We start from the raw sequence: 26,863 nt of genomic DNA, 5'->3' as shown, positions 1-26,863 counted from the left end.
AACGGCATGATTGTCGGGGTTGGGATAGACGTCGTCCTGGTCGAGCGGTTCACCCAGGCGCTGCTCCGCACGCCCCTGCTCTCCGAGCGGCTGTTCACCGAGTCCGAGCGGCTCACCTCCTCCGGCAACCCGCGCGCCCCGGAATCCCTCGCGGCCCGGTTCGCGGCCAAGGAGGCCGTGGCCAAGGCGTTGGGCGCGCCCAGCGGGCTGATGTGGCACGACTGCGAGATCGTCACCGACCCCGACGGCCGGCCGTGGCTGACGGTGTCCGGCACCGTGGCGGCGGCGGCGACGTCGCGGGGGGTGGCGCGGTGGCATCTGTCGCTGTCGCACGACGGGGGGATCGCCTCGGCCATGGTGGTGGCGGAGGGGGAGCTGTGAGAGGCGTCTGGGGCGTCGCCGCCGTCCGGGCGGCGGAGGCTCCGCTGCTGGCCGCCGGGGAGCCGCTGATGGCCCGGGCCGCCGCCGGCCTCGCCCGCCGCTGTGCGGAGATCCTGCCCCGGGTGTACGGGGCCCGGGTGCTGCTCCTCGTCGGTTCCGGTGACAACGGGGGCGACGCGCTGTTCGCGGGGGCGTTGCTGGCCCGGCGGGGCGCGCAGGTGTCGGCGCTGCTGCTGGGCTCCCAACGCGCGGACGACCCGGGCTCAGGGCCTGCCCGGCCAGGTGGCGTCCGGGTGCACGAGGCCGGGCTCGCCGCGCTCCGGGCGGCCGGCGGGCGGGTCGTCACCGCCGTAGGCAGCCCCGACCTGGTCCTCGACGGGATCGTCGGCATCGGCGCGTCCGGCCCGCTCCGGGTCGAACTGCCGGAACTGCCCGCGAACGCGCCGGTGGTGGCCGTCGACGTGCCCAGCGGCGTGGACGCCGACACCGGGGACGTGCCGGGCCGGGCGCTGCGCGCGGACGTGACCGTGACGTTCGGCTGCCTGAAGCCGGGGCTGGTGGTGGGCGAGGGCGCGCGGTACGTGGGGCAGGTCGAGGTGGTGGACATCGGGCTGACCCTGCCGGCGACCGACCTCAACATTCCCGACCTGGCGGACATCCACGCGCACTGGCCCCGGTCGCGCAGCTACGACGACAAGTACACCCGGGGGGTGGTCGGGGTGTCGGCCGGCTCCCGGCGGTACCCCGGTGCCGGTGTCCTGGCGGTTGCCGGGGCCTCGGCGGGCCCGACCGGCTACATCCGGTACGCGGGCGCGGGCGCCTCCGCCGTCCGGGACCGGCACCCGCACGTCGTCGTCACCGACCGGGTGTCCGACGCGGGCCGGGTGCAGGCCTGGGTGGTCGGCCCGGGGCTCAGCCTGGACTCCCCGGCCCAGGCGGACCTGCGCACCGCGATCGCCGAACGGGTGCCGCTGTGCCTGGACGCCGACGCGCTGACCCTGATCTCCACCCACCCGGACTGGCTCGCCGGCCGGGAGGTACCGCTGGTCGTGACCCCGCACGACGGGGAGTATGAGCGGCTGGCCGGCGCCCCGCCCGGCCCCGACCGGGTGGCCGCCGCGCGCGGCCTGGCCCGCCAGATGGGCGCCACGGTCCTGCTCAAGGGGCCCCGGACCATCGTGGCGGCCCCGGACGGCACGGCGTTCGTCAACCCGACGGGTACCCGGGCGTTGGCCACCGCCGGCACGGGGGACGTGCTGGCCGGGCTGCTGGGCTCCCTGCTGGCCGGCGGGGTCGAGCCGACCTGGGCGGCGGTGTGCGCGGCGTACGTGCACGGACTCGCCGGGCAACACGCCGCGCAGGCCGGCCCGGTGACCGCCTCCGACGTGGCCGGCGCGCTCCGGAACGTGGTCGCCGAGGTGCTCAGCTACGGTTAACGGCATGTGGCAGGCCGAGGCGAGCATCGAGTTGGGCGCGATCCGGGCCAACGTGGCGCGGGTGTGCTCGGGCACGTCGGCCGAGGTCATGGCGGTCGTCAAGGCCGACGGGTACGGGCACGGGGCGGTCCAGGTCGCCCGCGCGGCCCTGTCGGCGGGCGCGACCCGGCTGGGCGTCGCGACCCTGTCCGAGGCCCTGGAACTGCGCGACGCCGGGATCACCGCCCCCGTGCTGGCCTGGCTGCTGGCCCCCGGTCAGCCCCGCGAGCAGGCCGTGGCCGCCGACATCGAGCTGTCGGCCGCCTCCCTGACCGAGCTGGCCGAGGTGACCGCGGGCGCGGCGACGGCCGGCCGGAACGCGCGGCTGCACCTCAAGGTCGACACCGGGCTGGGCCGCAACGGCGCGCAGCCCCGCGACTGGCTGGAGCTGGTCGAGGCCGCCGCGAAGGCCGAGGCCACCGGCCTGGTCGAGGTCGTCGGCGTGTGGAGCCACTTCGCGTGCTCCGACGAGCCGGAACACCCGGCCAACGACCTCCAGCTGGAGCGGTACGCGTGGGCGCTCGACGTCGCCTCCACCGCCGGGCTGCGCCCCGCCCAGCGGCACATGGCCAACTCGGCCGCCATCCTCACCCGCCCCGACGCGCACTTCGACGTGATCCGGCTCGGGGTGGCGATGTACGGGCTGACCCCGATCCCGGGGCGCGACTTCGGGCTCCGGCCGGCGATGACCGTGCGGGCCCGGGTCGCCCTGACCAAGCGGGTGCCGGCCGGCCACGGCGTCTCCTACGGCCTGACGTACGCGACGGCCGGGGAGTCGACGCTGGCCCTGGTGCCGATCGGGTACTTCGACGGCCTGCCGCGCACCGCGTCCGGCGTCGGCCCGGTGCAGCTCGGGGGCGCGCGCCGGTCGATCGCGGGCCGGGTCGCCATGGACCAGTTCGTGGTGGACTGCGGGGACGACGACGTGCACGCGGGCGACATCGCGACCCTGTTCGGGCCGGGCGACGACGGGGAGCCGACGGCCGACGACTGGGCCGGGGTCCTGGGCACCATCAACTACGAGGTGCTGACCAGCTTCGGCAGCCAGCGCCGCATCCCCCGGGTGTACCGGTGAGCCGGAAGAAGAAGGTCGGCGTCATCGGCGCCCTCCTCGGCGTGGCCGCGGCCGGGGTCGCGGCCGGCGTGGCCGCCGAACGGGTCCTGGTCCGCCGCACCCGCCGGGTCGCCGAGGACCCGTGCGCGGGCGAGCCGTTCGACCGGCTGCCCTTCGACGAGCAGCGCACCGTCGTCACCGAGGACGACGTCGACATCTACGTGGAGATCTGCAAACGCGAGAAGGCGAAGCCGGGTACGGCCAAGGCCAGGCCCGAGCCGACGCTCCTGTTCGTGCACGGCTTCTGCCTGGACATGGGCACGTTCCACTTCCAGCGCAAGGCCCTCTGGCGCCAGTACCGGATGGTGTTCTTCGACCAGCCCGGCCACGGCCGCTCCGGCAGGCTCGCCGCCGGCGACTACGACCTCGGCGCCCTGGCCGCGACCCTGCGCCGCGTCATCGAGGAGACCACCCCGACGGGCCCGATCGTGCTGGTCGGCCACTCGATGGGCGCGATGGCCATCATGGCGCTGGCCGAACAGTGGCCGGACCTGATCCGCAGACGGATCGTCGGCGTGGCCCTGATCAACACGTCCTCCGGCAAGCTCGACGAGGTGACGTTCGGGCTGCCGGCGCTGCTGGGGGTGCTCCGCAAGCCGATTCTGCCGGTGCTCTCCACGGCGGGCCGGCTGACCCCGGGCGCGATCGACCGGGCGCGCCGGGCCTCGACGGACCTGTTCTGGCTGCTGACCCGCAAGTACGGCTTCGGCAGCCCCAAACCGAGCCCGGCCCTGGTCTCCTACGTGGAGCGGATGATCTCCCGTACCTCGGTGGAGATCATCGCGGGGTATCTCAAGACGCTGTTGAGCCATTCCCGGGCCGAGGCGCTGGTCGCGTTCGCGGACCGGGAGGTGCTGGTCATCGCCGGGGACAAGGACCTGTTCACGCCGCGCAGCCACGGTGAGGAGATCGTCCGGCTGCTGCCGCACGCCGAGTTCGTCGCGATCGCCGACGGCGGGCACCTGGCGCTGCTGGAGCACCCGGTCCCCGTCACCGAGGCCCTGACCGACCTGCTGAGCCGGGTGTCGCGGCGTGAACGGTGACTGGGACGACCTGACGACCCGGATCCGCGCCTGCGTCCTCTGCAAGGATCTCGTCGCGTCCCGCAACACCGTGGTCCCCGGCGAGCCGGGCATGTTCACCCGCCGGCTCGCGGTGGTCGGCGAGGCTCCGGGCGCACAGGAGGACGCGGCGGGCCGGCCGTTCGTCGGGCTGTCCGGCCAGCTCCTCGACCAGCTCCTCGCGGACGCGGGCCTGGCCCGGCGCGAGACGGCGGTGCTGAGCGCGATCAAGTGCCGCCCGCCCGGCAACCGCACGCCCCGGGCCGCCGAGGTGGACAACTGCAGGCCGTGGCTGGCGGCCCAGCTGGACCTCCTCAATCCCCGCCTGATCGTCGCGCTGGGACTGACCGCGGCGACATGGTTCCTCGGACCCAGGACTACCCTGGCGGGGGTGCGTGGTGTGGTGCACGAGGTCGACGGGCGTGCCGTGGTCGCGACCTACCACCCGTCGGCCGCCATCCGGTTCGGCCCGAACGGCAAGCCCCTCGCCGCGCTCAGAGACGACCTGGCCCTGGCCGCCCGACTGTTGGGGGACTCGCTGTGAAGTTTCCGACCGTGGACGACACCCGCGCGTTCGGCGTCCGGCTCGCGCTCTACCTCCAACCCGGTGACCTGCTGGTACTGACCGGTCCGCTCGGCGCGGGCAAGACGGCGCTGGCCCAGGGCATCGGTACCGGGCTGGGGGTGTCCGGCGCGGTGACCAGTCCGACGTTCGTGATCGCCCGGGTGCATCCGGGGCCGCTGCCGATGGTGCACGTGGACGCGTACCGGCTGGGCTCGATCGGCGAGGTGGACGACCTGGACCTCGACGCCACCGCCGAGGAGGCGGTCACGGTCGTGGAGTGGGGCCACGGGCTGGTGGAGCGGATGGTCGAGGAGTACCTGGAGATCCGGCTCGACCGGCTGGACGACGACACCCGGATCGTGACGCTGGAGCCGCATGGCGACTCCTGGACGGAGAGGCTGACCCGTGCTGACCTTGGTGATTGACACGGCTACGGCGGCGGTGACGGCCGGCGTCCTGGAAGTCGGCGAGTCGGTGGAGGTGCTGGCGGAGAAGGTCACGGTCAACGGCAAGGCGCACGGCGAGCTGCTCGCCCCGTCGATCCGGCTGGCGCTGACCGAGGCCGGCTTCGTGACGAAGGACCTCAAGGCGATCGTCGCCGGGGTCGGTCCGGGGCCGTTCACGGGCCTGCGGGTCGGGCTGGTCACGGCCACCGCCCTCGGCCACGCGCTGGGCATCCCGACCTACGCCGTCGGCACCCTCGACGCGCTGGGGCACGGCACCGTCGGCCGGCTGCTGGTGGCGACCGACGCGCGCCGCAAGGAGCTCTACTACGGGGTGTACGCCGACGGGCTCCCCGTCACCGGCCCGTCCGTCGCGAAGCCGGCCGACATCTCCGGCGACTACGAGGCGGCGGTCGGCGCGGGCGCGCACCTGTACCCGCTGGGCGTGCCGGTGCTCGACGAGCCGCTGTACCCGTCGGTGCGCGCGTTCGGGGAGCTCGCGGCGGAGCGGATCCGGTCGGGCGCCCCGGACGAGAAGCTGACCCCGCTCTACCTGCGCCGCCCGGACGCCGTGCCCCCGACGCCGAAGGCACCCCGGGCCTAGCGCGCCGGTCCGGAGCCGACCCGGGCATGGGGCCGGCCAAGGCCTGGCGCGCCCGGTCCGCGCCCACCCGGGCACCAGCTCGGCCAGGGCCTGGCGCCGCGCCCCGCAGTACCCCTCTAGAACTCGACGGGTGTGAAGTCCCACGAATGCGGCGGCCGCGCCACCAACCTGGCCGGCGGGCTCGGCAGCGGCGCGGGCAACCCCCGCCACCGCGACAGCCACACGATCCGGTCGTCGGTGGAGCTGAACACCTCGCTGTCCAGATGGGACGGATGGTGCTCGACGTTGGGGACGGCGTACTCACAGATCCAGGCCAGCAGCTCCTCGAACCCGTCCGGCTCGGCCCTGACCTCCCACATGCGCACCATCACGTCTGTTGACACTAGGGCCGCCCCCTCAGCATGACCAGAGCGTCTTTGCCGCTCGGCTGGTAGTAGCGTTTCCGGACGCCGACGATCTCGAAGCCGTACCGGGCGTAGAGCCGCTGGGCCGGGTTGTCGGTGGCCACCTCCAGCCCGACGGTCCGGTCGCCGGCCGCCGCGAGGAGGTCCTCCAGCAGCAGCCGGCCGATCCCGTGACCCTGGCTCTCCGCCCGGACCGCGATGTTCTGCACCCAGGCCTCGGTGTCGTCGACGACGGCCAGGCCCGCGTACCCGACGAGCTCGCCGCCGGACATCGCCGCCCGGTAGTGGTGCCCCTCGTCCAGCTCGCTCTGCACCATCCACCGGCTCCACGCCTCGCGGCCGAACAACTCCTTCTCGATGGCCAGGACCGCCGGCACGTGCGCGCGGACGAGCGGTTCGAGGGTCACGAGTTCGGGTCGCATCCTTCAGATGGTAAGCACCACCTTGCCCCGGGTCCGACCGGTGGCCACCAGCTCGTGTGCCTTGGCCACGTCCTCCAGCGCCAGGGTCTCGGCGATCTCGACCCGCAGGGCGCCCGCGTCGACCAGCGCGGTGAGCGCGCGCAGCCCGGGGCCGTCGGGGAACACCAGGTGCCCGACGGCCCGCACGCCGGCCCGTTCGGCCGCCCCGGTCATCTCGGGGCTCAGGCCGGCGGGCAGGGTCACCACGATGCCCCCGGGCTTCAGGGCGGCCACCAGGGCCGGGTCGTTCATGCCGTCGAGTACCGCGTCGACCTTTTCCAGGGCCTCCAGCCAGCCCGGCACGGTGTAGTCCACCGGCTCGTCCACCCCGATCGAGCGGAGGAACCCGTGGTTGGCGGCCCGGGCGGTGCCGACGACGTACGCGCCGCGCGCCTTCGCCACCTGCACCGCCAGGTGCCCCACCCCGCCGGCCGCGGCGTGCACGAGCACCCGCTGCCCGGCGGTGACCCCGGCCACGTCGAGGGCCTGGAGCGCGGTGAGGCCGGCCAGGGGCAGCGCGGCGGCTCCCACGTGGTCGAGCCCGGCCGGCTTGGCGGCGATGGCGTCGACCGGGGCCGTCACGTACTCCGCGTAGCCGCCGACCAGGTCCGGGAACCGGGGCATGCCGTAGACCTCGTCGCCGGCCGCGAACGCGGTGACCCCCTCGCCGACCGCCTCGACGGTGCCGGACACGTCCCAGCCCCACACGTAGGGCCCGCCGTCGAACCAGCTCGCGACGTGGCCGGCGTGCGCCTTCCAGTCGACCGGGTTCACGCCGGCCGCCGCCACCCGGACCAGCACCTCGCCGGCCGCCGGGGCGGGGACGGGCAGCTCGACCAGGGTGATCGGGTCGCCGTACTTCTGGGCCTGCATCGCACGCATCTCGTGCTCCTCTCCGTCGGATTCCATCCTGCGCAGAGGCGGTATCCGTTGGGAAGTAGGCAGTAATTTGTGCTATAGGTACCTCATGGAAACCGACTGCGGAGCCACCTGGCACGACAGCTTCCTCAAGGCGTGCCCGTCCCGTCAGGTGCTCGACATGCTCGCCGACAAGTGGGCGCTGCTGGCGATCTGCGCGCTCACCGACGGCCCGATGCGCTTCGGGGAGCTGCGCCGCCGGCTCGACGGGATCAGCCAGAAGGTGCTCACCCAGACCCTGCGCACCCTCGAACGCGACGGCCTGCTGCACCGCCGGGTGTACCCGACCACCCCGCCCCGGGTGGAGTACTCGCTCGCGGACCTCGGCCGCAGTGTCCTGGTGCTCACCGCCCAGCTCCGGGCGTGGGCCGAGGAGAACACGGACGCGGTGGAGGCGGCCCGGGTGGCGTACGACACCCGGGAACTCGTAGCGGTCTAGCCACCGTTCACCCCTTACATGTCACACCGAAAACGGGAGGCGTTCCGGAGCCGATCCGCGTAGCGTCGGGTGCGCCATGCGAAAACTTCCCGAAGCCGATCCCGGCGAGCCCGATGTCCGTTCGGCCACCCGCTACCTGCTGTGGGTGATCCGCATGCAGGGTTCGGCGGTCGCCGGCCTGGTCAGTTTCGGCATCGTCTGGATGGTCGCCCAGTCCCTGTTGCCCTACACCGTGGGCAAGTCCATCGACAAGATCGGGGCCAAGGACCTCTCCGGGCTCCTGACCTGGACCGGCATGATCCTGGTCCTCGGCCTGGTGATCGTGGCCTCCGGTCTGGCCCGGCACCGGTTCGCCGTGACGAACTGGCTGGCCGCCGCCTACCGCACGATCCAGGTCACCGGCCGGCAGGCCACCCGCCTCGGCGCGACCCTGCCGAAGCGGCTCGCGGCCGGCGAGGTCGTCGCGGTCGGCAACTCCGACGTGTCCCGGATCGGCAGCGCGATCGACGTGCTCGGCCGGGGCAGCGGCGCGGTGATCGCCATCTTCGTGATCGCCGCGATCATGCTCAGCACCTCGGTCAAGCTCGGCCTGCTGGTGCTCGTCGGCGTGCCGCTGCTGCTCTCCCTGATCGGCCCGCTGTTCCGCCCGCTGCACCGCAGGCAGAGCGCCCAGCGCGAGCTGTACGGCGGCCTGACCTCCCGGGCCAACGACATCGTCGCCGGGCTGCGGGTGCTGCGCGGGGTCGGCGGCGAGCAGGCCTTCAACGAGCGCTACCGCGCCGAGTCCCAGCGGGTCCGGCACTCCGGGGTCCGGGTGGGCCGGGTCCAGTCGCTGCTGGAGGCCGCCCAGTTCCTGATCCCGGGCGTGTTCCTGGTCCTGGTCACCTGGGTGGGGGCCCGTCTGGCCCTGGCCGGTGACGTGACCCCGGGCCAACTGGTCTCCTTCTACGGGTACGCGGCCTTCATGGTCACGCCGATGCGCACCCTGACCGAGGTCGCCGACAAGATGATCAAGGCGAACGTGGCGGCCAAGCGGGTCGTCCGCATCCTCACCCTCGAACCCGAGGTCGTCTCGACCGGGGACGCGGTCCTGCCCACCGGCGGGGAACTGCACGACCCCGAGTCGGGCACCGTCGTCGGGCCCGGCCGGCTGACCGCGATCGCGGCGGCCACCCCGGAGGACGCGGCGGCGATCGTCGACCGGCTCGGCCGGTACACCGAAAGTGTCGTGACCTGGGGTGGGGTTCCGCTCCGCGACGCGCCCCTGGCCGCCGTGCGCGAACGCATCCTGGTCGCCGACAACGAGTCGCTGATCTTCGCCGGCGAACTGCGCGCCGAACTCGACCCGACCGGCGCGGCCGACGACGCGACCCTCGACGAAGCGCTGCGGGTGGCGAGCGCCACCGACATCGTCGAGGCCCTGCCCGACGGGCTCGCCGAGCACGTCGCCCAGCGCGGCCGGTCCTTCTCCGGCGGCCAGCAGCAGCGGCTCCGGCTGGTCCGGGCCCTGCTCATCGACCCGGACGTGCTGCTCCTGGTCGAGCCGACCAGCGCCGTCGACGCGCACACCGAGGCCCGGATCGCCGAGCGGCTCCGGGGCGCCCGCGAGGGCCGCACCACCGTGGTGTGCACGACCAGCCCGCTGATGCTCGACCACGCCGACCGGGTCCTCTACGTGGAGGACGGCAAGGTGGTCGCGGAGGGCGCGCACCGTGACCTGTTGAAGACCGAGCCCAGGTACCTGGCGACTGTGACGAGAGGTGAGGCGTGAAACAGCTCCTGCCGATCGCGGACGGCCCCGAGGTCCGACGCTACGCCCTGGTCCTGATGCGCCGGCACCCCGGCGACCTGCTCCTGACCGTCGGCCTCTACGCCGCCGCGGCGGTGTCCGGCCTGTTCGCGCCGCGCCTGCTCGGCGACCTCGTGGGCGAGGTATCCCAGCACGGCAGCAGGGTCACCGTGGACAAGATCGCGATCGCCATCGCGGCGTTCCTCGTGGTCCAGGCCCTCCTGATCCGGTACGCGCGGCTGGCCAGCGCCAAGTTCGGCGAGAAGATGCTCGCCGAGCTGCGCGAGGACTTCATCGAGCAGACCCTGGCCCTGCCGCTGTCCACGGTCGAGAAGGCCGGCTCGGGCGACCTGCTGACCCGCAGCTCCCGGGACGTGGACGAGATGTCCGAGGCCGTGCGGTACGCGGTCCCCGCCACCCTCGTCGCCATCGTCACCGTGGTGCTCACGATCGGCGCGCTGGCGCTGGTCAGCCCGATCATGGCCCTGCCGTGGCTGGTCACCGTGCCGCTGCTGTACTTCGGCACCCGCTGGTACCTCAAGCGCGCCACCCCCGGCTACCTGCGCGAGAACGCCGCGTACGCGTCGATCAACGACAACCTCGCCGAGACCGTCGACGGCGCGCGCACCGTGGAGGCCCTGCGCCTCGCCGACCGGCGCCGCGACCGGCTCGACGACGCGCTGAAGGAGTCCTGGGCGGCGGAGCGCTACACCCTGTGGCTGCGCAGCGTCTGGTTCCCGATCGTCGAGTTCGGCTACGTGCTCCCGGTCGCGGCCACCGCGCTCGGGGCGGGCATCTTCTACACCAACGACTGGGTGACCCTGCCGCAGGCGGTGGCCGGCGTGCTGTACATCCAGCAGCTGATCAACCCGCTGGACGAGCTGCTCAGCTGGCTGGACCGGCTCCAGGTCGGCGGCGTCTCCCTGGCCCGGCTGCTCGGCGTGGCCCAGGTGCCGGCCGACCGCGAGGCCACCGGCAAGGTCCCGATCGGCTCGGACATCGAGGCCCGCGACGTGCGGTACTCCTACGGCACCCGCGACGTCCTGCACGGCATCGACCTGGAGATCCGCCCCGGCGAACGGCTCGCCATGGTCGGCCCGTCCGGGGCCGGCAAGTCGACCCTCGGCCGGCTGCTGGCCGGCATCCACGGGCCCCGGACCGGCTCGGTCGACGTCGGCGCGGTGCCCCTGATCGAACTGCCGCTGGACGACCTGCGCGGCCAGGTGGCCCTGGTCACCCAGGAGCACCACGTCTTCCTCGGCACCCTCGCGGAGAACGTGGCCCTGGCCCGCCCCGACGCCGACGACGACCAGATCCGCACCGCGCTGGCCGCCGTCGACGCCCTGGACTGGGTGCTGGCCCTGCCCGAGGGCCTGGAGACGAAGGTCGGCTCCGGGGAGCACACCCTGTCCCCGGCGGAGGCCCAGCAGATCGCCCTGGCCCGCCTGGTCCTGGCCGACCCGCACACGCTGGTCCTGGACGAGGCGACCTCGCTGCTCGACCCGAGGGCCGCCCGGCACCTGGAGCGTTCGCTGGCCGCCGTCCTGGAGGGCCGGACCGTGATCGCGATCGCGCACCGGCTGCACACCGCGCACGACGCGGACCGGGTCGCGGTCGTCGAGGACGGGCTGATCTCCGAGCTGGGCAGCCACGAGGAACTGGTGGCCGCCGGCGGCGCGTACTCGGCGCTGTGGAGTTCCTGGCACGGCGGAAAGAACGACTAGTTCCCCGCTACGCTGTGTCCCGCCGGTCCGCTGGCGGCGCCCCCGCGCGGGGTGCGCCGCCCGGTCCGGCCCGGCCGCGCGCCGGTCAGGCGGGACAACGGGAGGGGACCATGCGGCGGTTGGCGCTGAGCGCAGCGGCTGTCGTGCTGTTCGTCGGCGTGCTGGCCGTGCCGGTCACGCACTTCGCCGAGCGGGAGCTCGCCGAGTGCGAGGGTCACCGGTTCTCCGCCGAGGAGACCTGGCGGGAACGCGCCGTGGACGACGCCGGCTGCCGGACGTGGCAGCGGTTCACGAAACGTCGGCCGGCTGGCACACCAGCGTCACCGGGGCACCGGCCACCCGGGTCAGGATCACCGTCGCCTCGTTCGGGCCGTCGAGCCTGAGTTGCTTGCGGAGCGCCTCCGGTTCCAGGGCCGAGCCGCGCTTCTTGATGGTCAGCCGCCCGACGCCCCGGTCGCGCAGGGTGGCCCGCAACCGCTTCAACCCGAAGGGCGACACCAGCTCTATCCGGTACGCCCTGGCGAAGGGGGTCGCGCGCACTTCGTCGGCGTAGAGGTACGCGATCGTCGGGTCGGCGATGTTCGCCCCGAGGGTGTCGGCCAGCTCGGCGACCAGGTGCGCCCGGATGACGGCCCCGTCGGGGTCGTAGACGAATCCCCGGGTCGGCCCGACGTCGGCCTCCCGGTCCCCGCCCCCGGTGATCTGGGCCACGTCCCCGCCGCCGTCGGCCGTGCTCCGGCGATGGTCGGCGGGCAGCACCGTGGCCCGGCGGGGCACCTCGGCGAGCCGGTCGCACCACAGCGCCGCCTCGACCACCTCCCCGCCGACGCTGACCCATTCGGCCTCGGCCCCGGCCGGCAGCAGCGCGTGGTCGATCCCGGGCCCGAGCTTGATCACGGCGGCCCGTTTCGTGAGGCTCTCGATGAAGTCCCACGGCGGCGAGTACGACCGGGGGTCGAACACCCGCCGGTTGCCCGCCCGGCGCGCCGGGTCGCAGAACACCGCGTCGAACCCGGACAGGTCCACCGACTGGGCGTCGCGGTGCTCGACGGTCACGGGCAGCCCGGCGGTGTTCGCGGCGGCGATCTCGGCGGTGCCGGGGTCGGCCTCCACCGCGTACACCGTGATGCCGGCCCTCGCGAACGCCCGCGCGTCGGCGCCGATCCCGCAACCCAGGTCCGCGATCGTGCGCACTCCGGCGCGGGCGAGCCGGGCGGCGCGCCGGTCGGCCACGGTCAACCGGGTGGCCTGCTCCAGCCCGGCCCGGGTGAAGAACATCTCCGCCGCGTCCGGCCCGAACTTGCCGACCGCGCGGGCCCGCAGGGTGGCCTGGGTGAGCGCCTCACCCGCGAGTTCGGGGCCGGCCCCGGTGGCCCGGAGCGCCTCGACGGCGCGCAGTTGGTCCCCGTCCACCAGGTCGGCGGCGAGGGCCAGGAGGGCATTTCCGGCGGGGCTCCGCAGCTCGGTGAGACTCACCACGACAGCTTACGGCTGGCACTCTGGTTGACGGAGTGCCAGCCACGACATAACCTTCGGTTAGCACTCTCCACCCGAGGGTGCCAGCACTCGGCGGTCCCGGACCCGCGACGACGGTTCCGTCGGTGGAGTTGGCATACACACCAAGTACCCCAGGAGGGTATGTCCATGAGCACCGCGACCAAGGTTGCGATCAAGCCTCTCGAGGACCGCATCGTGGTCCAGGCGAACGAGGCTGAGACCACGACCGCATCTGGCCTCGTGATCCCCGACACCGCCAAGGAGAAGCCCCAGGAGGGCACCGTCCTGGCCGTCGGGCCCGGCCGCTTCGACGACAACGGCGCTCGCGTGCCGGTGGACGTCCAGGTCGGTGACGTGGTGATCTACTCGAAGTACGGCGGCACCGAGGTCAAGTACGCCGGCGAGGAGTACCTGATCCTGTCCGCCCGCGACGTTCTCGCGGTCGTCGAGAAGTAGTCGTGAAGTGACGGGTCACCCCTTGCGGGGTGGCCCGTCACTTTTTTCGAAAGGGATTCACACATGTCGAAGATCCTCAGCTTCTCCGACGACGCCCGCAAGCACCTCGAGTCCGGCGTCGACCAGCTCGCCAACGCCGTCCGCGTGACGCTCGGCCCCAAGGGCCGCAACGTCGTGCTGGACAAGAAGTTCGGCGCTCCGCTCATCACCAACGACGGTGTCACCATCGCCAAGGAGATCGAGCTCACCAACCCGTACGAGAACCTCGGCGCGCAGCTGGCCAAGGAGGTGGCGACGAAGACCAACGACGTCGCCGGTGACGGGACCACCACCGCGACCGTGCTCGCCCAGGCCATGGTGCACGAGGGCCTGCGCAACGTGGCCGCCGGCGCGAACCCGAGCGGCATCAAGCGCGGCATCGACGCGGCCGTCGAGGCCGTCTCGGGCGTGCTGCTCGACCGCGCCGTCGAGGTGTCGACCAAGGAAGCCATCGCCAACGTCGCGACGGTCTCCGCGCAGGACGCCACGATCGGCCAACTCCTCGCCGAGGCCATGGACCGGGTCGGCCGCGACGGTGTCATCACCGTCGAGGAGGGCTCGACCCTGACCACGGAGCTCGAGGTCACCGAGGGCCTGCAGTTCGACAAGGGCTTCGTGTCCCCGCACTTCGTGACCGACGCCGAGGCCGGCGAGGCGGTGCTGGAGGACCCCTACATCCTCATCACGGGCCAGAAGGTCTCCGCGCTCGAGGAGATCCTCCCGCTGCTCGAGAAGATCATCGGCGCGAACAAGCAGCTGCTGATCATCGCCGAGGACGTGGACGGCCAGGCGCTGTCGACCCTCGTCGTCAACGCCGTGCGCAAGACGTTCAAGTCCGTGGCCGTCAAGGCCCCGGGCTTCGGCGACCGGCGCAAGGCGATGCTCGAGGACATCGCGGTCCTGACCGGTGGTCAGGTCATCACCGCCGACCTCGGCCACAAGCTGTCCGACGTGACCCTCGACATGCTGGGCACCGCCCGGCGGGTCGTGGTGACCAAGGACAACACCACGGTCGTGGAGGGCGGCGGCGACGCCGAGCAGGTCAAGATCCAGGCGAACAAGATCAAGTCTGAGATCGAGGCTTCGGACTCCGACTGGGACCGCGAGAAGCTCCAGGAGCGGCTCGCGAAGCTCGGCGACGGCGTGGCGGTCATCAAGGTGGGCGCCGCGACCGAGGTCGAGATGAAGGAGAAGAAGCACCGGATCGAGGACGCGATCGCCGCGACCAAGGCCGCTGTCGAGGAGGGCATCGTGCCCGGAGGCGGCGCGGCGCTCGTCCAGGCGACCGAGGTGCTCGACAAGGACCTCGGCCTCACCGGTGACGAGGGCGTCGGCGTGCGGCTCGTCCGCAAGGCGCTCGACGAGCCGCTGCGCTGGATCGCCCAGAACGCCGGCCACGACGGGTACGTCGTCGTCGGCAAGGTCCGGGCGCTCCCGTGGGGCCAGGGCCTCAACGCCGCGACGGGTGAGTACGTCGACCTGCTCGCCGCCGGCATCGTCGACCCGGTCAAGGTCACCCGCAGCGCGGTCGCCAACGCGGCCAGCATCGCGGCGCTGCTCCTGACGACCGAGACGCTGATCGTCGAGAAGCCCGAGAACGACAGTGACGCAGGTCACGGCCACTCTCACGGCGGTCGCGGGCACGCGCACTAGCAAAACCGTGCACAGTGGACGGGCACCCGGCGAAAGCTGGGTGCTCGTTCTTTTTGCACGCGTCCGTTACGGTGCGAATACACGGGCACCGTAACGGAGGGTCTGTCTTCAACGATGGTCGAAGAGGATGAGCTCACCGGGCTCGCGGTCCGGGCGGCGGCAGGCGATCAGCAGGCGCTGTCCGACCTGCTGGGCAAGCTGAGGCCACTGATCCTGCGCTACTGCCGGGCGCGCCTCGGACGGGTCGGTGGTGGCTACCTGACCGCCGACGACGTCGCCCAGGAGGTGTGCCTCGCTGTGCTGGCCGCCCTGCCGCGATATCAGGACCTGGGCCGCCCCTTCGCCGCGTTCGTGTTCGGGATCGCCGGGCACAAGGTGACCGACGCGCACCGCGCGGCCCAGCGGGCCCTCACCGTCGCGCCCGTCGAACAGGTCCCCGAACGCCCCGACCCCGGCGCCGACCCCGAAGCCCAGGCCGTGGCCGCCGACCTGTCCCGCCAACTCGCCGGCCTACTGGAACGCCTCACCCCCGTGCAGCGCGAGATCATCCTGCTCCGGGTGGCCGTCGGCCTCTCCGCCGAGGAGGCCGGCACCGTGCTCGGCATGACCGCCGGGGCGATCCGGGTCGCCCAGCACCGGGCGCTGGCCCGGCTGCGGACGTTCGCGGACGAGGAGGTGTCAGCGTGACCCCGTTCGAGGAGTTCGCGCGGACGGACGCGCTGCTCGACGCCCTCGGCCGGGGCGGGCCCGTGCCGGCCGGGGATCCGCTGGTGGACGCGTTGGCGGCGTGGCGGGCGGACGTGACGGCCGACGAGGACCCGTCGCTCCCCGTGGGAACCCTGCTCGGGCTCCGGTCGGGGACTCCACTCGACTCGGTCCCGAACAGCCTGTCTGGTCCTGACACTCCGATCCGCCCGAACGATTCCGCGCAGGCTGGCGCGGCCCGTCCGAGTGAATCCGCGCAGGGCGGCGCGACTGGTCTGAACGATTCCGTCCAGGGCGGCGCGACTGGTCTGAACGATTCCGTCCAGGGCGGCGCTACTGGCCTGAATGATTCTGGGCAGGGCGGCGCTACTGGCCTGAATGATTTCGCGCAGGGCGGCGCGGCCCGGCTGAACCATTCCGGCCAGGAGGGAGCGACGTTCGGCATCGCGGCCTCCGACCAGCTCGGCCAGGATGCCGTGCCGCCGGTGGTGTTCGTTCCCGCCGCGCGTGTGCCCGCGAAGGCCGCGCCCACGGCCGGCGCGGACCTCGGAGTCGAACCCCGTGGATCCGATGAACCCGGCGGGCATGGCGTGCGCGGTGGCCCGGGTGGGTCGGGGGACCTCGGCAGGTCCGGAGGCACTGGCCGGCCCGTTGGCTCTGGCAAGCCCGGCGGGCCTGGTGGCGCCGGCGGGCACGGCGCGCACGGCGGTCCGGGCGGGTCCGGAGATCGTGCAGCGTCAGAAGACCTCGGCACGTCCGGACGCGCCGGTCGGCCCGGTGGTCTGGGCGAGCCCGCCGGGCCTGGCGGGATCGGCGGTGCTCCGGGAGTCAGGGGCGCGCGGTCGCGGCGGAGGCTCGTGCTGGCCGCTGCCGCCGTGGTGGTGCTGGCCGCCGGAGGTGGCGGGGTGGCCGCCGCCGGGAACGCCCGCCCCGGCAGCCCGCTGTGGCCGGTCACCCGGGTGGTGTACGCCGACCGGGCCGCCTCCACCCTCGCCGAGACCCGCGCGGAGGAGTCGCTGAACCTGGCGACCCAGGCGCTGGAGACGGGCCGGCCGGAGGACGCGCAGAAGTACCTTGCCGAGGCAGAGCGCTGGCTGGACAAGGTCACCTCGGACCAGGCGGGCCGCCGGCTGCGGCAGCGTACGGAGGATCTCAAGGGGGTCGCCGGGGGAGTGGAGGGCGTGCCGGGGCGGGCCGATCCGCGGTTCGCGCCGACGCCGAAGCCCACCAAGCCTGTGGACAACCCTGGGGACAAGTCCCGGCCGCAGTCCCGGCCGACCGGCGGCACCGGCGATTCGGGGGACAGGCCGGGTGGCGGTCCGGGCGGCGAAAACGAGAAGAAGGACGACGGCGACAAGGACTGGGACGACAGGAGCCGCGGCGGGCACAAGGGCAACTGGCCGCCGAAGAAGCCCCCGAAGCCGCCCAAGCACGCCTGAGATCAGCCCGCCGGCCCCACGTGCCCGGGCCGTGCCGGCCCCATGCCCAGGGCGTGCAGGATCTGCCGCGTGCCTGTGCCGTGCCCGCGTCTCAGGGCGTGCGGGGCCTGTGTGGTTGCGCCTACCCCGCGTTTCAGGGCGTGCAGGGCCTGTGTGGTTGCGCCTACCCCGCGTGCAAGGTGGCGGTGCCGGGCGCGCGTGTCCGGGCCGTGCCGGACCTGGGCGGCGGCATGCGGCGGAACTCGCGTCGGGTCGACAGCACCGTGGGCTGGGCCTGCGGGAACAAGGCGCCCCGGGGGGATTCGGGGCAGGGTCCCCAGTACCCAAATGAGGGTTTAGGGGGTGTCCTCGGCCGCGAGGGTGTCCTGGACGCCGTCGGTGTAGCCGCGCGCGTAGTCCCAGGTCACGTAGTGCTCCGGGTCCGGGTTGAACGCGGGCTCGTGCACCCGGGGCCGGCCGTCGTCCAGGAGGTGGCGCAGGTTGGCGCGCAGCAGCTCCCAGTTGAAGTAGTGCGGCTCGCGGCAGTCCTCGCAGTCCACGACGAGGCCCTTCACGCCGGACGGCTCCAGCAGGGTCTGGTAGAGCTCCAGATCCTCCAGGTCGTCGAGGACGTCCTGCTTCTCGTCCTCGGACAGCGGATCGGTCGGCTCCTCGGGGTCGAGCCCCGCGGAGGGGTCGCCCGGATCACCGGCGAAAGGGTCGATCGGCTCGTCGTGCACGCCTCCTACCGTATCGCTCCGAGGGCCCTGCGCGCTCCACCTGCTTCCTGGCGCGCTCGGGCCGACCCCGACGATCAAGAACCTCCGACGGGTACGCGTCCCGCCCGCCCCGACCCGTGGTGCGCGCCGAACTCCCGGGCCGTGCGCCGTCTTCGCAGGCCAGGGCCGATGCGTCGCCCGACCCGCACCGGCGCGGTGATCCGGTCGCCAGTGGTCTGGTCCGTGTCGGGCCGGCGGCGGCCCATGAGCCTGCCCGCTGGCCGGCCCGTACCGTGAGCGGTAAGGCGACCCGAGCCAGGAGGGGCGGGCGACCTGTGCCGGGCGCGGTGGCGCGCCCGTCGCCGACCCGGCCCGGCCCCGTGCGGCGCCCGCCCGTTCCGGCCCTGGTCACGCCTGCCGGGACCGGGGTCCAGATCACAGAGGGTGCCGCCGAGGTGCGAGTATCCCGCTGGGTAGGATTGTGTATGCCGCAGCATCTGGAATCGGACACCGCCATGAACACCCTGCCACTGGGTCTGACCTTCGACGACGTGCTTCTCCTGCCCGCCGAAGCTGACATCGAACCGGGGTCCACGCGGACCACGACCCGGCTCACCAAGAACATCACTCTCGAGATCCCGTTGGTCTCCAGTGCCATGGACACGGTGACCGAGGCCCGGATGGCCATCGCGATGGCGCGCAACGGCGGCATCGGCGTCCTGCACCGCAACCTCTCCGTCGAGGACCAGGCGACCCAGGTGGACCTGGTGAAGCGGTCCGAGTCCGGCATGATCACGAACCCGGTGACCTGTCAGCCGAACGACACCCTCCGCGACGTCGACGCGCTGTGCGCGAAGTTCCGGATCTCGGGCGTCCCGGTGATCGACGCCGACGGCACGCTGGTCGGCATCGTGACCAACCGGGACATGCGCTTCGTCACGGACGGCGCGACCCCGGTCCGCGAGATCATGACGAAGATGCCCCTGGTCACGGCCCCGGTCGGGGTTTCCAAGGACGACGCGCTCGCCTTGCTGCGGCAGCACAAGATCGAGAAGCTCCCGTTGGTCGACGGCACGGGCAAGTTGCGCGGGCTGATCACGGTCAAGGACTTCACGAAGAGCGAGCAGTTCCCGAACGCCACCAAGGACGACGCGGGCCGGCTGCGGGTCGCGGCGGCCGTCGGGGTCGGCGAGGACGGGTACAAGCGGGCGCGCGCCCTGGTCGACGCCGGCGTCGACGTGATCATGGTCGACGTGGCGCACGGGCACAGCCGGCACCTCCTCGACATGATCAAGCTGCTGAAGAAGGAGACGTCGGTCGACGTCGTCGGCGGCAACATCGCCACCTACTCCGGTGCCCTGGCCATCGCCGAGGCCGGCGCGGACGCGGTCAAGGTCGGCGTGGGCCCGGGCTCGATCTGTACGACGCGGGTGGTCGCCGGCGTCGGCGCCCCCCAGGTCACGGCCATCATGGACGCGGCCCGCGCGTGCCGCCCGCTCGGCGTGCCGGTGATCGGCGACGGCGGGATGCAGTACTCGGGGGACATCGCCAAGGCCATCGTCGCGGGCGCGGACACCGTGATGCTCGGTTCGCTGCTGGCGGGCTGCGAGGAGTCCCCGGGCGAGCTGATCTTCATCAACGGCAAGCAGTTCAAGTCGTACCGGGGCATGGGTTCCCTCGGGGCCATGCAGTCCCGGGGCGACCGCCGGTCGTACTCCAAGGACCGGTACTTCCAGCAGGACGTCTCCGAGGACCGGCTGGTCCCGGAGGGCATCGAGGGCCAGGTTCCGTACCGCGGCCCGCTCTCCGCCGTCGCCCATCAGTTGGTGGGTGGCCTGGGCCAGGCGCTGTTCTACTGCGGTGCCGATAGCATCAGTGAGCTACAGCGGCGGGGCAAGCTCATCCGGATCACGTCGGCTGGCCTCAAGGAGAGCCACCCGCACGACATCCAGATGACCGTCGAGGCACCCAACTACCACTCCCGTTAAGGAGCGCGCCGTGCGAGACGTCGTCGAGATCGGGCTGGGCAAGGTCGCCCGGCGGGGATATCACCTGTCGGATGTCGCGATCGTGCCGAGCCGCCGAACCCGGGATGTCGACGACGTCTCCACGGCCTGGCAGCTCGACGCCTACCGGTTCGAGATCCCCTGCGTGGCCCACCCCACCGACGCCACGATGAGCCCCGCCTCGGCGGTCGCCCTCGGTCGGCTGGGCGGGCTGGGCGTGCTGAACGCCGAGGGCCTGTGGTGCCGGTACGAGGACCCGTCGAAGCTCCTCGCCGAGCTCGCGGACCTCGACCAGCCCGCGACCGCGCGGCTCCAGGAGATCTACGCCGAGCCGATCAAGCCCGAGCTGATCGCCGAGCGGGTCCGCGAGATGCGCCTCGGCGGCGGCACGGTGGCCGTCCGGGTGTCCCCGCAGCACACCCTCGCCCTCGCCCCGGTGATCCTGGACGCGGGCGTGGACCTGCTGGTCATCCAGGGCACGCTGGTGTCCGCCGAGCACGTGTCGACCACGGACGAACCCCTGAACCTCAAGGAGTTCATCGCGGACCTCGACCTGCCGGTGATCGTCGGCGGCTGCACCAACTACCAGACCGCACTGCACCTGATGCGTACCGGCGCGGCCGGCGTCATCATCGGCATCGGCGCGGACGACTTCTCGACCACCGACCAGGTGCTCGGCATCCGGGTCCCGATGGCCTCGGCGATCGCGGACGCGGCGGCGGCCCGGCGGGACTACCTCGACGAGACGGGTGGCCGTTACGTCCACCTGATCGCCGACGGCGACATCTCCACCTCGGGTGACATCGCGCGCGCCCTGGCCTGCGGCGCGGACGCCGTGATGCTCGGCCAGCCGCTCGCCCTCGCGGAGGACTCGCCGGCCGGCGGCGCCTGGTGGCACTCGTCGGCGAGCCACCCGAAGCTGGCCCGGGGCATGTACGTGCCCGGGGACGAGCCGCTCGGTTCGCTGGAGGAGCTGCTCTACGGCCCGTCGGACGACCCGAGCGGGGCGCTGAACCTGTTCGGCGGGCTGAAGCGCGCGATGGCCAAGTGCGGCTACCGCGACCTGAAGGAGTTCCAGAAGGTCGAGCTGAGCCTCGACATCTAGTTCGTGATCGTGGGAGGCCCGACCGGCGTGCTGCCGGTCGGGCCTCTTCCGTCGCAAGCTACCCGCGAGTAGCATCCCGAGGCATGGCGGACTTCGATGTCATCGTGATCGGCTCCGGGTTCGGGGGCAGCGTCTCCGCGCTCCGGCTCGTCGAGAAGGGCTACCGCGTCGCGGTCCTGGAGGCCGGGCGCAGGTTCGCCGACGACGAGTTCCCCAGGACCTCCTGGCGGCTGAGCAGCTTCCTCTGGGCCCCGAAGGTGCGCTTCTTCGGCATCCAGCGGATCAACCTGCTGCGCGACGCGCTGATCCTGTCCGGCGCGGGGGTCGGCGGCGGCAGCCTGGTGTACGCGAACACGCTGTACGAGCCGCTGCCCGCGTTCTTCGCCGACCGGCAGTGGGCGCACATCACGGACTGGAAGGCCGAGCTGGCCCCCTACTACGACCAGGCGAAACGGATGCTGGGCGTGGTCACGTACGACCGGATGACCAGCGCCGATGTCATGATCAAGGCGGTGGCCGACGACATGGGGGTCGGGGACACCTTCCACCAGACCCCGGTCGGCGTGTACTTCGGCGAGCCCGGCGTGGACCCCTTCTTCGGCGGGGTCGGCCCGGAGCGCCAGCCGTGCCGGGAGTGCGGGGCGTGCATGACGGGCTGCCGCTACAACGCCAAGAACACGCTGGTCAAGAACTATCTCTACCTCGCGGAGCAGGCCGGCGCCCAGGTGCACGCGCTCACGACCGTCACCTCGGTGCGCCCGCACAACGGCGGCTACGAGGTGCGGACCCGACGCACCGGCGGGTACCAGAAAAAAGCCTTCACCGCCGACCAGGTCATCTTCGCGGCCGGGGCGCTCGGCACCCAGCGGCTGCTGCACACGTTCAAGGCACGCGAGCTGCCCCGGCTGTCCGATCGGCTCGGCTACCTGACCAGGACGAACTCCGAGTCCATCATCGGTGCGCGGTCGTTCGCCAAGGGCGCCGACTACACCGACGGGGTGGCGATCACCAGCTCGTTCCACCCGGACGCCGACACCCACATCGAGCCGGTGCGCTACGGCAAGGGCTCCAACGCGATGGGCCTGCTCCAGACCGTGCTCACCGACGGCGGCTCGCGCTGGCCGCGCTGGCTGGTCGGGATCGCCACCCTGTTCCGCGAGCCGAAGACCCTGCGCGCGCTGTCGATCCGCAAGTGGTCCGAGCGGACGATCATCGCGCTCGTCATGCAGACCCGGGACAACTCGCTGACCGTCAGCCTGAAGCGCACCTGGTACGGCCGCCGCAAGCTCACCTCCCAGCAGGGCCACGGCGAGCCGAACCCGTCGTGGATCCCGGCCGGCAACGAGGCGGTCCGCCGGCTCGCCGAGAAGATGGGCGGCGTGGCCGGCGGCACCTGGAACGACCTGTTCAACATCCCGCTCACCGCGCACATCCTGGGCGGCTGCGCGATCGGGGACTCGCCGGAGACGGGCGTGATCGACCCCTACCACCGGGTGTACGGCTACCCCGGGCTGCACATCGTCGACGGCGCGGCGGTGAGCGCGAACCTGGGCGTGAACCCGTCCCTGACCATCACGGCCCAGGCGGAGCGGGCCCTGTCCTTCTGGCCGAACTACGGCGAGCCCGACCCGCGCCCGGCGCTGGGGAGCGCGTACGTGCAGGTGGGGCCGGTGTCGCCGGAGAGCCCGGTGGTGCCGGAGCACGCGCCGGCGGTGTTACGCCTGACCGTGCGTCCCTGAGCCTCCCGCGGCCCCGGGGCGTCGACCTCCCGGCAGTCGGGGCGCCGGCCTCCCGGCAAGCGGGGCGCCGGCCTCCCGACACCCGGGTGACATCCGCCATACCCCCTCCCCATTCCGATACCGCCGGGTCTAGTTTCTATTACTAGACCCCTCGGTATCGGAAAGAGGCTCCGATGGACACTGCCGTCATCCACCGCCGACGCTGGGCCACCCTCGGCGTCCTCTGCGTCTCGCTCCTCATCATCGGCCTGGACAACACCGTCCTGAACGTCGCGCTCGCCACCCTCCAGCGCGAACTCGACGCCACCGCCGGCCAGCTCCAGTGGATCGTGGACTCCTACACCCTCGCCTTCGCCGGGCTGCTGCTGCTCGCGGGCGCGTGGGGGGACAAGTACGGGCGGCGGAAGGCGTTGCTGATCGGTCTCGTCGTCTTCGGCGCGTCCTCGCTGTGGGCGGCGCTGTGCGAGAGCCCCGAGCAGCTGATCGCCGCCCGCGCCGTGATGGGCGTCGGCGCGGCCCTGATCATGCCGAGCACCCTGTCGATCCTCACCAACTCCTTCACCAACCAGAAGGAGCGCAAGTCCGCGATCGGGATCTGGGCCGGCGTCTCCGGGATCGGGATCGCCGCCGGACCGGCCCTCGGCGGGTACCTGCTCGACCATTTCGACTGGTCCAGCGTGTTCTACATCAACGTGTTCGTCGTCGTCGCCGGGATCGTGGGCGCGCTGCTGATCGTCCCCGAGTCCCGCGACGCGCACGCCCCCAAGCTCGACCTGGTCGGCGGGCTGCTCAGCGTCATCGGACTCGTCGCGCTCGTGTGGGCCATCATCGAGGCCCCGGGCGCCGGCTGGGGAGCCACCAAGGTCGTGGTCGGCTTCGGGGTGGCGGCCGTGACGCTGGTGGCGTTCGCGGTGTGGGAGTTGCGGCACCCGTACCCGATGCTCGACATGCGGTTCTTCGCGAACAGGCGGTTCTCCGTACCCGCCATCGCCGTCACGCTCGTGTTCTTCGTCCTGATGGGCTCGGCGTTCTTCCTCTCGATCCACCTCCAGACCGTCATGGGGTACGACGCCCTGGAAGCCGGCCTGCGGATCATGCCGATCGCCGCCGGACTCGTGTTCGGGGCCCCGCTCGCGATGGCCATCGCCCAGAAGGTCGGCGAGAAGATCCCGGTCGTGTTCGGGCTGGTCCTGCTCGCGGCGTCCTTCTGGGTGATCGCCGGCACCCAGGTCGACTCCGGGTACGGCCGGGTGCTCACCGCCGTCCTGATCATGGGCTTCGGGATGTCCTTCGCGATGGCCCCGGCCACCGAGGCGGTCATGGGTTCGCTGCCGATCGAGAAGGCCGGCGTCGGCTCGGCGGTCAACGACGCGGTGCGCCAGATCGGCGGCGCGCTCGGCGTCGCGGTGCTCGGCTCGATCATCAACTCGGTGTACCGGCATAAGATGGTCGACGCCACCGCCGGCCTGTCCGCGCAGGCCCAGGACATGGCGAAGGACAACGTGCAGGGCGCGATGCAGGTCGCGGCGGCGCCGGGCATGCCCCCGCAGGCGGGCGGACAGTTGACCGGTACCGCCTTCCAGGCCTTCGTGGACGGGCTGCACGTGGTCGCGTGGGTCTCGGTGGCGCTGTGCGTGATCGGCGCGCTCGTGGCCGCCGTGTGGCTGCCCGCGCACGCGGCCGTCGCTGAGGAACCGGAGCTCGTGGAGGTCAAGTGAGCAAGCGCGAGCCGGCCACGGTGGGGGCCGTTCCCGAGGCGGCGGCCTCCGGGGCCGGGGACCCGACCGCCGCCCCCCGTGGCCGCCCCCGCGACCCCGAGGTCGCCGAACGGGTCCGCCGCGCCGCCGCCGAACTCCTCTTCGAGGTCGGCTTCGAGGGCACGACCGTCGACGAGGTCGCCAAACGGGCCGGCGTGGCCAAGGCGACCCTGTACCGCCGCTGGGCCAGCAAGGACGAGCTGGTCCTGGAGGCGTTCGCCAGCCTGATCGACTACCGGGTACCCCTGCCCGACACCGGGCACATCGCCACCGACCTGCGCACGGTCTACACCTCGGCCGTCACCATGTTCTCCACCGAGCAGGGCGCCGCCTGGATCCGGACCGTGGCCATGGAGGCCGCCCGCAACCCGAAGGTCGCCGCCCTGCTCGTCACCGGGATGGACGCCCGGATCTCGATGGCCCAGACCCTGCTCGACCGGGCCGGCGCGCGCGGCCAGGTCCGGCCCGGCGTCAACGCCAAGCTGGTGATGGAACTGTTCAACGGGGTCACGGTCAACCGGGCCCTGGCGCACCAGCCGATGCCGGGCCCGGCGGAGATCGACCAACTCGTCCAGCTCACACTGCGGGGGATCGCCGCCGGGCCCCCGGACGGGGATGACTAGGCTCTTGACATGCAGCAGCCCGTCCTCGTTGTTGATTTTGGGGCGCAGTACGCCCAGTTGATCGCCCGCCGCGTCCGCGAGGCCCGGGTGTACTCCGAGATCGTCCCGTCCTCGATGCCCGTGGCCGAGATGCTCGCGAAGAACCCGGCCGCGATCATCCTGTCCGGTGGCCCCTCGTCCGTCTACGAGCCCGGCGCCCCGCAGGTCTCCGATGAGCTGTTCGAAGCCGGCGTGCCCGTCTTCGGCATCTGCTACGGATTCCAGGCGATGGCCCGCGCGCTCGGCGGCACCGTGGCCCGTACCGGCCTCCGGGAGTTCGGCGGCACCCCGGTGTCCGTCGTGACCCCCGGTGTCCTGCTCGCCGACCTGCCGAAGGATCTCTCGGTGTGGATGAGCCACGGGGACAGCGTCTCCGAGGCCCCCGCCGGCTTCACCGTCACCGCCACCTCGGAGGGCGCCCCCGTGGCCGCCTTCGAGGACGTGGCGCGCCGGTTCGCCGGGGTGCAGTACCACCCGGAGGTCAAGCACTCCGCGCACGGCCAGACGGTGCTGGAGCACTTCCTGTACAACATCGCTGGCCTCACCCCCGAGTGGACCTCCGCGAACGTCATCGAGGAGCAGGTCGCCGCGATCCGCGCCCAGGTCGGCGACAAGCAGGTGCTCTGCGCCCTGTCCGGCGGCGTGGACTCCGCCGTGGCCGCCGCCCTCGTACACAAGGCCGTCGGCGACCAGCTGACCTGCGTGTTCGTGGACCACGGCCTGCTGCGCGCCGGCGAGGCCGAGCAGGTCGAGACCGACTACGTCGCCGCCACCGGCATCAAGCTGCGGGTCTTCAACGCGCAGGACCAGTTCCTGGGCGCGCTCGCCGGGGTCACCGACCCCGAGGAGAAGCGCAAGATCATCGGCCGGGAGTTCATCCGGTGCTTCGAGGCCGCGGCCCGCGACCTCGCCGCCGAGGGCGTCGAGTACCTGGTCCAGGGCACGCTCTACCCGGACGTGGTCGAGTCGGGCGGCGGCACCGGTACCGCCAACATCAAGTCGCACCACAACGTCGGCGGCCTGCCCGAGGACCTGAAGTTCTCCCTGGTCGAGCCGCTGCGCACCCTGTTCAAGGACGAGGTCCGCACCATCGGCCTCGAACTGGGCCTCCCTCCGGAGATGATCTGGCGGCACCCGTTCCCGGGCCCCGGCCTCGCGATCCGGATCATCGGCGCGGTGGACCAGGAGCGGATCGACATCCTGCGCCAGGCCGACCTGATCGCCCGCGAGGAGCTCACCGCCTCCGGCCTGGACCGCGACGTCTGGCAGTTCCCGGTGGTCCTGCTCGCCGACGTCCGCTCCGTGGGCGTCCAGGGCGACGGCCGCACCTACGGCCACCCGGTCGTGCTGCGCCCCGTCTCCTCCGAGGACGCGATGACCGCCGACTGGTCCCGCCTGCCCTACGACCTGATCGCCCGGATCTCGACCCGGATCACCAACGAGGTCGCGGAGATCAACCGGGTCACCCTCGACGTCACGAGCAAGCCCCCGGGCACCATCGAGTGGGAGTAGCACACCGGCACTACCAGCCGAAATCGGGAGTAAACTAAAAAGTCTGCGGGACCCGCCACGCTTGCATGGACGCCGTGGCGGGTCCCGCATCTTTCACGAAGCCCCCAAGCCGGGTACGCGGCCCGAAATCCCACCCGGCGCGGCACTCCACAGCGACCAGTACAGGTCCGTGGGGGGGTGGTTGGAAATGGAAGAAAAGGCTAAAATAGAAACAAAA

25 protein-coding genes and 1 pseudogene are annotated in these 26,863 nt (G+C 72.4%); 21 read left to right on the top strand and 5 right to left on the bottom strand.

Features of this window, described 5'->3' with window-relative positions; translation table 11 throughout:
* The first annotated feature begins 6 nt into the window (after positions 1-6).
* Genes AB0M43_RS31260 through tsaB form a run of 7 tightly spaced genes read left to right on the top strand, consistent with a single transcriptional unit; the run spans position 7 to position 5,643 of the window.
* A complete protein-coding gene (locus AB0M43_RS31260; protein WP_363729411.1) occupies positions 7-381 on the top strand; it encodes a holo-ACP synthase in 375 nt (124 codons plus the stop codon).
* Positions 378-1,817: an NAD(P)H-hydrate dehydratase gene (locus tag AB0M43_RS31255; protein ID WP_363729410.1), complete on the top strand. Its 1,440-nt coding sequence runs from the start codon at positions 378-380 to the stop codon at positions 1,815-1,817. The genes AB0M43_RS31260 and AB0M43_RS31255 overlap by 4 nt, the downstream gene beginning before the upstream one ends.
* A 4-nt stretch (positions 1,818-1,821) precedes the next feature.
* On the top strand, positions 1,822-2,931 hold the full coding sequence (alr, locus tag AB0M43_RS31250) for an alanine racemase (RefSeq protein WP_363729409.1): 1,110 nt from the start codon (positions 1,822-1,824) through the stop codon (positions 2,929-2,931).
* On the top strand, positions 2,928-4,013 hold the full coding sequence (locus tag AB0M43_RS31245; protein WP_363729407.1) for an alpha/beta hydrolase: 1,086 nt from the start codon (positions 2,928-2,930) through the stop codon (positions 4,011-4,013). The genes alr and AB0M43_RS31245 overlap by 4 nt, the downstream gene beginning before the upstream one ends.
* Positions 4,003-4,575 (top strand): uracil-DNA glycosylase, encoded by a 573-nt coding sequence (locus AB0M43_RS31240; RefSeq protein ID WP_363729405.1) that lies wholly within the window; start codon positions 4,003-4,005, stop codon positions 4,573-4,575. The genes AB0M43_RS31245 and AB0M43_RS31240 overlap by 11 nt, the downstream gene beginning before the upstream one ends.
* Positions 4,572-5,021, top strand: a complete 450-nt coding sequence (gene tsaE, locus AB0M43_RS31235; RefSeq protein WP_363729403.1) for a tRNA (adenosine(37)-N6)-threonylcarbamoyltransferase complex ATPase subunit type 1 TsaE — start codon at positions 4,572-4,574, stop codon at positions 5,019-5,021. Before AB0M43_RS31240 ends, tsaE begins: the two co-directional genes overlap by 4 nt.
* Complete coding sequence (tsaB, locus tag AB0M43_RS31230) at positions 5,002-5,643, top strand: tRNA (adenosine(37)-N6)-threonylcarbamoyltransferase complex dimerization subunit type 1 TsaB (protein ID WP_363729402.1); 642 nt, start codon at positions 5,002-5,004, stop codon at positions 5,641-5,643. The genes tsaE and tsaB overlap by 20 nt, the downstream gene beginning before the upstream one ends.
* A gap of 116 nt (positions 5,644-5,759) precedes the next feature.
* On the opposite strand, the gene AB0M43_RS31225 is transcribed toward tsaB, so the two are convergent.
* The 3 genes from AB0M43_RS31225 to AB0M43_RS31215 are packed head-to-tail and all read right to left on the bottom strand — an operon-like array spanning position 5,760 to position 7,390.
* On the bottom strand, positions 5,760-6,014 hold the full coding sequence (locus AB0M43_RS31225) for a hypothetical protein (protein WP_363729400.1): 255 nt from the start codon (positions 6,012-6,014) through the stop codon (positions 5,760-5,762).
* Between the two features lie 11 nt (positions 6,015-6,025).
* A complete protein-coding gene (gene rimI / locus AB0M43_RS31220; protein ID WP_363729399.1) occupies positions 6,026-6,469 on the bottom strand; it encodes a ribosomal protein S18-alanine N-acetyltransferase in 444 nt (147 codons plus the stop codon).
* Between the two features lie 3 nt (positions 6,470-6,472).
* A complete protein-coding gene (locus tag AB0M43_RS31215; RefSeq protein ID WP_363729398.1) occupies positions 6,473-7,390 on the bottom strand; it encodes an NADP-dependent oxidoreductase in 918 nt (305 codons plus the stop codon).
* 85 nt (positions 7,391-7,475) lie between these two features.
* On the opposite strand from AB0M43_RS31215, the gene AB0M43_RS31210 reads away from it, so the two are divergent.
* From AB0M43_RS31210 to AB0M43_RS31200, 3 genes are all read left to right on the top strand, one after another.
* On the top strand, positions 7,476-7,865 hold the full coding sequence (locus AB0M43_RS31210; protein ID WP_363729397.1) for a helix-turn-helix domain-containing protein: 390 nt from the start codon (positions 7,476-7,478) through the stop codon (positions 7,863-7,865).
* Between the two features lie 76 nt (positions 7,866-7,941).
* Positions 7,942-9,636, top strand: a complete 1,695-nt coding sequence (locus AB0M43_RS31205) for an ABC transporter ATP-binding protein (protein WP_363729396.1) — start codon at positions 7,942-7,944, stop codon at positions 9,634-9,636.
* Positions 9,633-11,378 (top strand): ABC transporter ATP-binding protein, encoded by a 1,746-nt coding sequence (locus AB0M43_RS31200; protein WP_363729395.1) that lies wholly within the window; start codon positions 9,633-9,635, stop codon positions 11,376-11,378. Before AB0M43_RS31205 ends, AB0M43_RS31200 begins: the two co-directional genes overlap by 4 nt.
* A 288-nt stretch (positions 11,379-11,666) precedes the next feature.
* Here the strand turns inward: AB0M43_RS31200 and AB0M43_RS31195 are convergent, their stop codons facing one another.
* Positions 11,667-12,854, bottom strand: a complete 1,188-nt coding sequence (locus AB0M43_RS31195; protein WP_363729394.1) for a class I SAM-dependent methyltransferase — start codon at positions 12,852-12,854, stop codon at positions 11,667-11,669.
* A gap of 162 nt (positions 12,855-13,016) precedes the next feature.
* Between AB0M43_RS31195 and groES the strand changes: the two genes are divergently transcribed.
* The 5 genes and pseudogenes from groES (at position 13,017) to AB0M43_RS31170 (ending at position 17,167) form a co-directional block, all read left to right on the top strand.
* Positions 13,017-13,331 carry a co-chaperone GroES gene (groES, locus tag AB0M43_RS31190; RefSeq protein ID WP_197006721.1) on the top strand — a complete coding sequence of 105 codons (315 nt, stop codon included), beginning with the start codon at positions 13,017-13,019 and terminating at the stop codon, positions 13,329-13,331.
* Positions 13,332-13,394: 63 nt separating this feature from the next.
* Entirely contained in the window at positions 13,395-15,023 is a 1,629-nt protein-coding gene (groL, locus tag AB0M43_RS31185; protein ID WP_363729392.1) for a chaperonin GroEL, read from the top strand.
* Between the two features lie 114 nt (positions 15,024-15,137).
* Positions 15,138-15,710 (top strand): RNA polymerase sigma factor ShbA, encoded by a 573-nt coding sequence (gene shbA, locus AB0M43_RS31180; RefSeq protein WP_363729391.1) that lies wholly within the window; start codon positions 15,138-15,140, stop codon positions 15,708-15,710.
* Positions 15,707-15,820, top strand: a pseudogene (locus AB0M43_RS31175) (anti-sigma-D factor RsdA); the annotation flags it as partial. The gene shbA and the pseudogene AB0M43_RS31175, both read left to right, overlap by 4 nt.
* 765 nt (positions 15,821-16,585) lie before the next feature.
* The gene (locus AB0M43_RS31170; RefSeq protein ID WP_363729934.1) at positions 16,586-17,167 is read left to right on the top strand and encodes a hypothetical protein; all 582 of its coding nucleotides are present in this window, start codon (positions 16,586-16,588) and stop codon (positions 17,165-17,167) included.
* Positions 17,168-17,502: 335 nt separating this feature from the next.
* Here the strand turns inward: AB0M43_RS31170 and AB0M43_RS31165 are convergent, their stop codons facing one another.
* Complete coding sequence (locus tag AB0M43_RS31165) at positions 17,503-17,886, bottom strand: DUF5319 domain-containing protein (protein WP_197006725.1); 384 nt, start codon at positions 17,884-17,886, stop codon at positions 17,503-17,505.
* A gap of 464 nt (positions 17,887-18,350) precedes the next feature.
* On the opposite strand from AB0M43_RS31165, the gene guaB reads away from it, so the two are divergent.
* From guaB to guaA, 6 genes are all read left to right on the top strand, one after another.
* Positions 18,351-19,853, top strand: a complete 1,503-nt coding sequence (guaB, locus tag AB0M43_RS31160; RefSeq protein WP_363729390.1) for an IMP dehydrogenase — start codon at positions 18,351-18,353, stop codon at positions 19,851-19,853.
* Positions 19,854-19,863: 10 nt separating this feature from the next.
* Entirely contained in the window at positions 19,864-20,976 is a 1,113-nt protein-coding gene (locus tag AB0M43_RS31155) for a GuaB3 family IMP dehydrogenase-related protein (protein WP_363729389.1), read from the top strand.
* Positions 20,977-21,059: 83 nt separating this feature from the next.
* Positions 21,060-22,715, top strand: coding sequence for a GMC family oxidoreductase (locus AB0M43_RS31150; RefSeq protein ID WP_363729387.1), 1,656 nt, complete (start codon positions 21,060-21,062; stop codon positions 22,713-22,715).
* A 173-nt stretch (positions 22,716-22,888) separates the two neighbouring features.
* A complete protein-coding gene (locus AB0M43_RS31145; RefSeq protein ID WP_363729386.1) occupies positions 22,889-24,433 on the top strand; it encodes a DHA2 family efflux MFS transporter permease subunit in 1,545 nt (514 codons plus the stop codon).
* Positions 24,430-25,095: a TetR/AcrR family transcriptional regulator gene (locus AB0M43_RS31140; RefSeq protein ID WP_363729384.1), complete on the top strand. Its 666-nt coding sequence runs from the start codon at positions 24,430-24,432 to the stop codon at positions 25,093-25,095. The genes AB0M43_RS31145 and AB0M43_RS31140 overlap by 4 nt, the downstream gene beginning before the upstream one ends.
* A gap of 9 nt (positions 25,096-25,104) precedes the next feature.
* A complete protein-coding gene (gene guaA, locus AB0M43_RS31135) occupies positions 25,105-26,646 on the top strand; it encodes a glutamine-hydrolyzing GMP synthase (RefSeq protein WP_363729383.1) in 1,542 nt (513 codons plus the stop codon).
* Positions 26,647-26,863: the final 217 nt, after the last annotated feature.

The sequence above is a fragment of the Longispora sp. NPDC051575 genome (assembly GCF_040681875.1).
Lineage (GTDB): Bacteria > Actinomycetota > Actinomycetes > Mycobacteriales > Micromonosporaceae > Longispora.
This window is presented reverse-complemented; position numbering and strand designations above follow the sequence as displayed.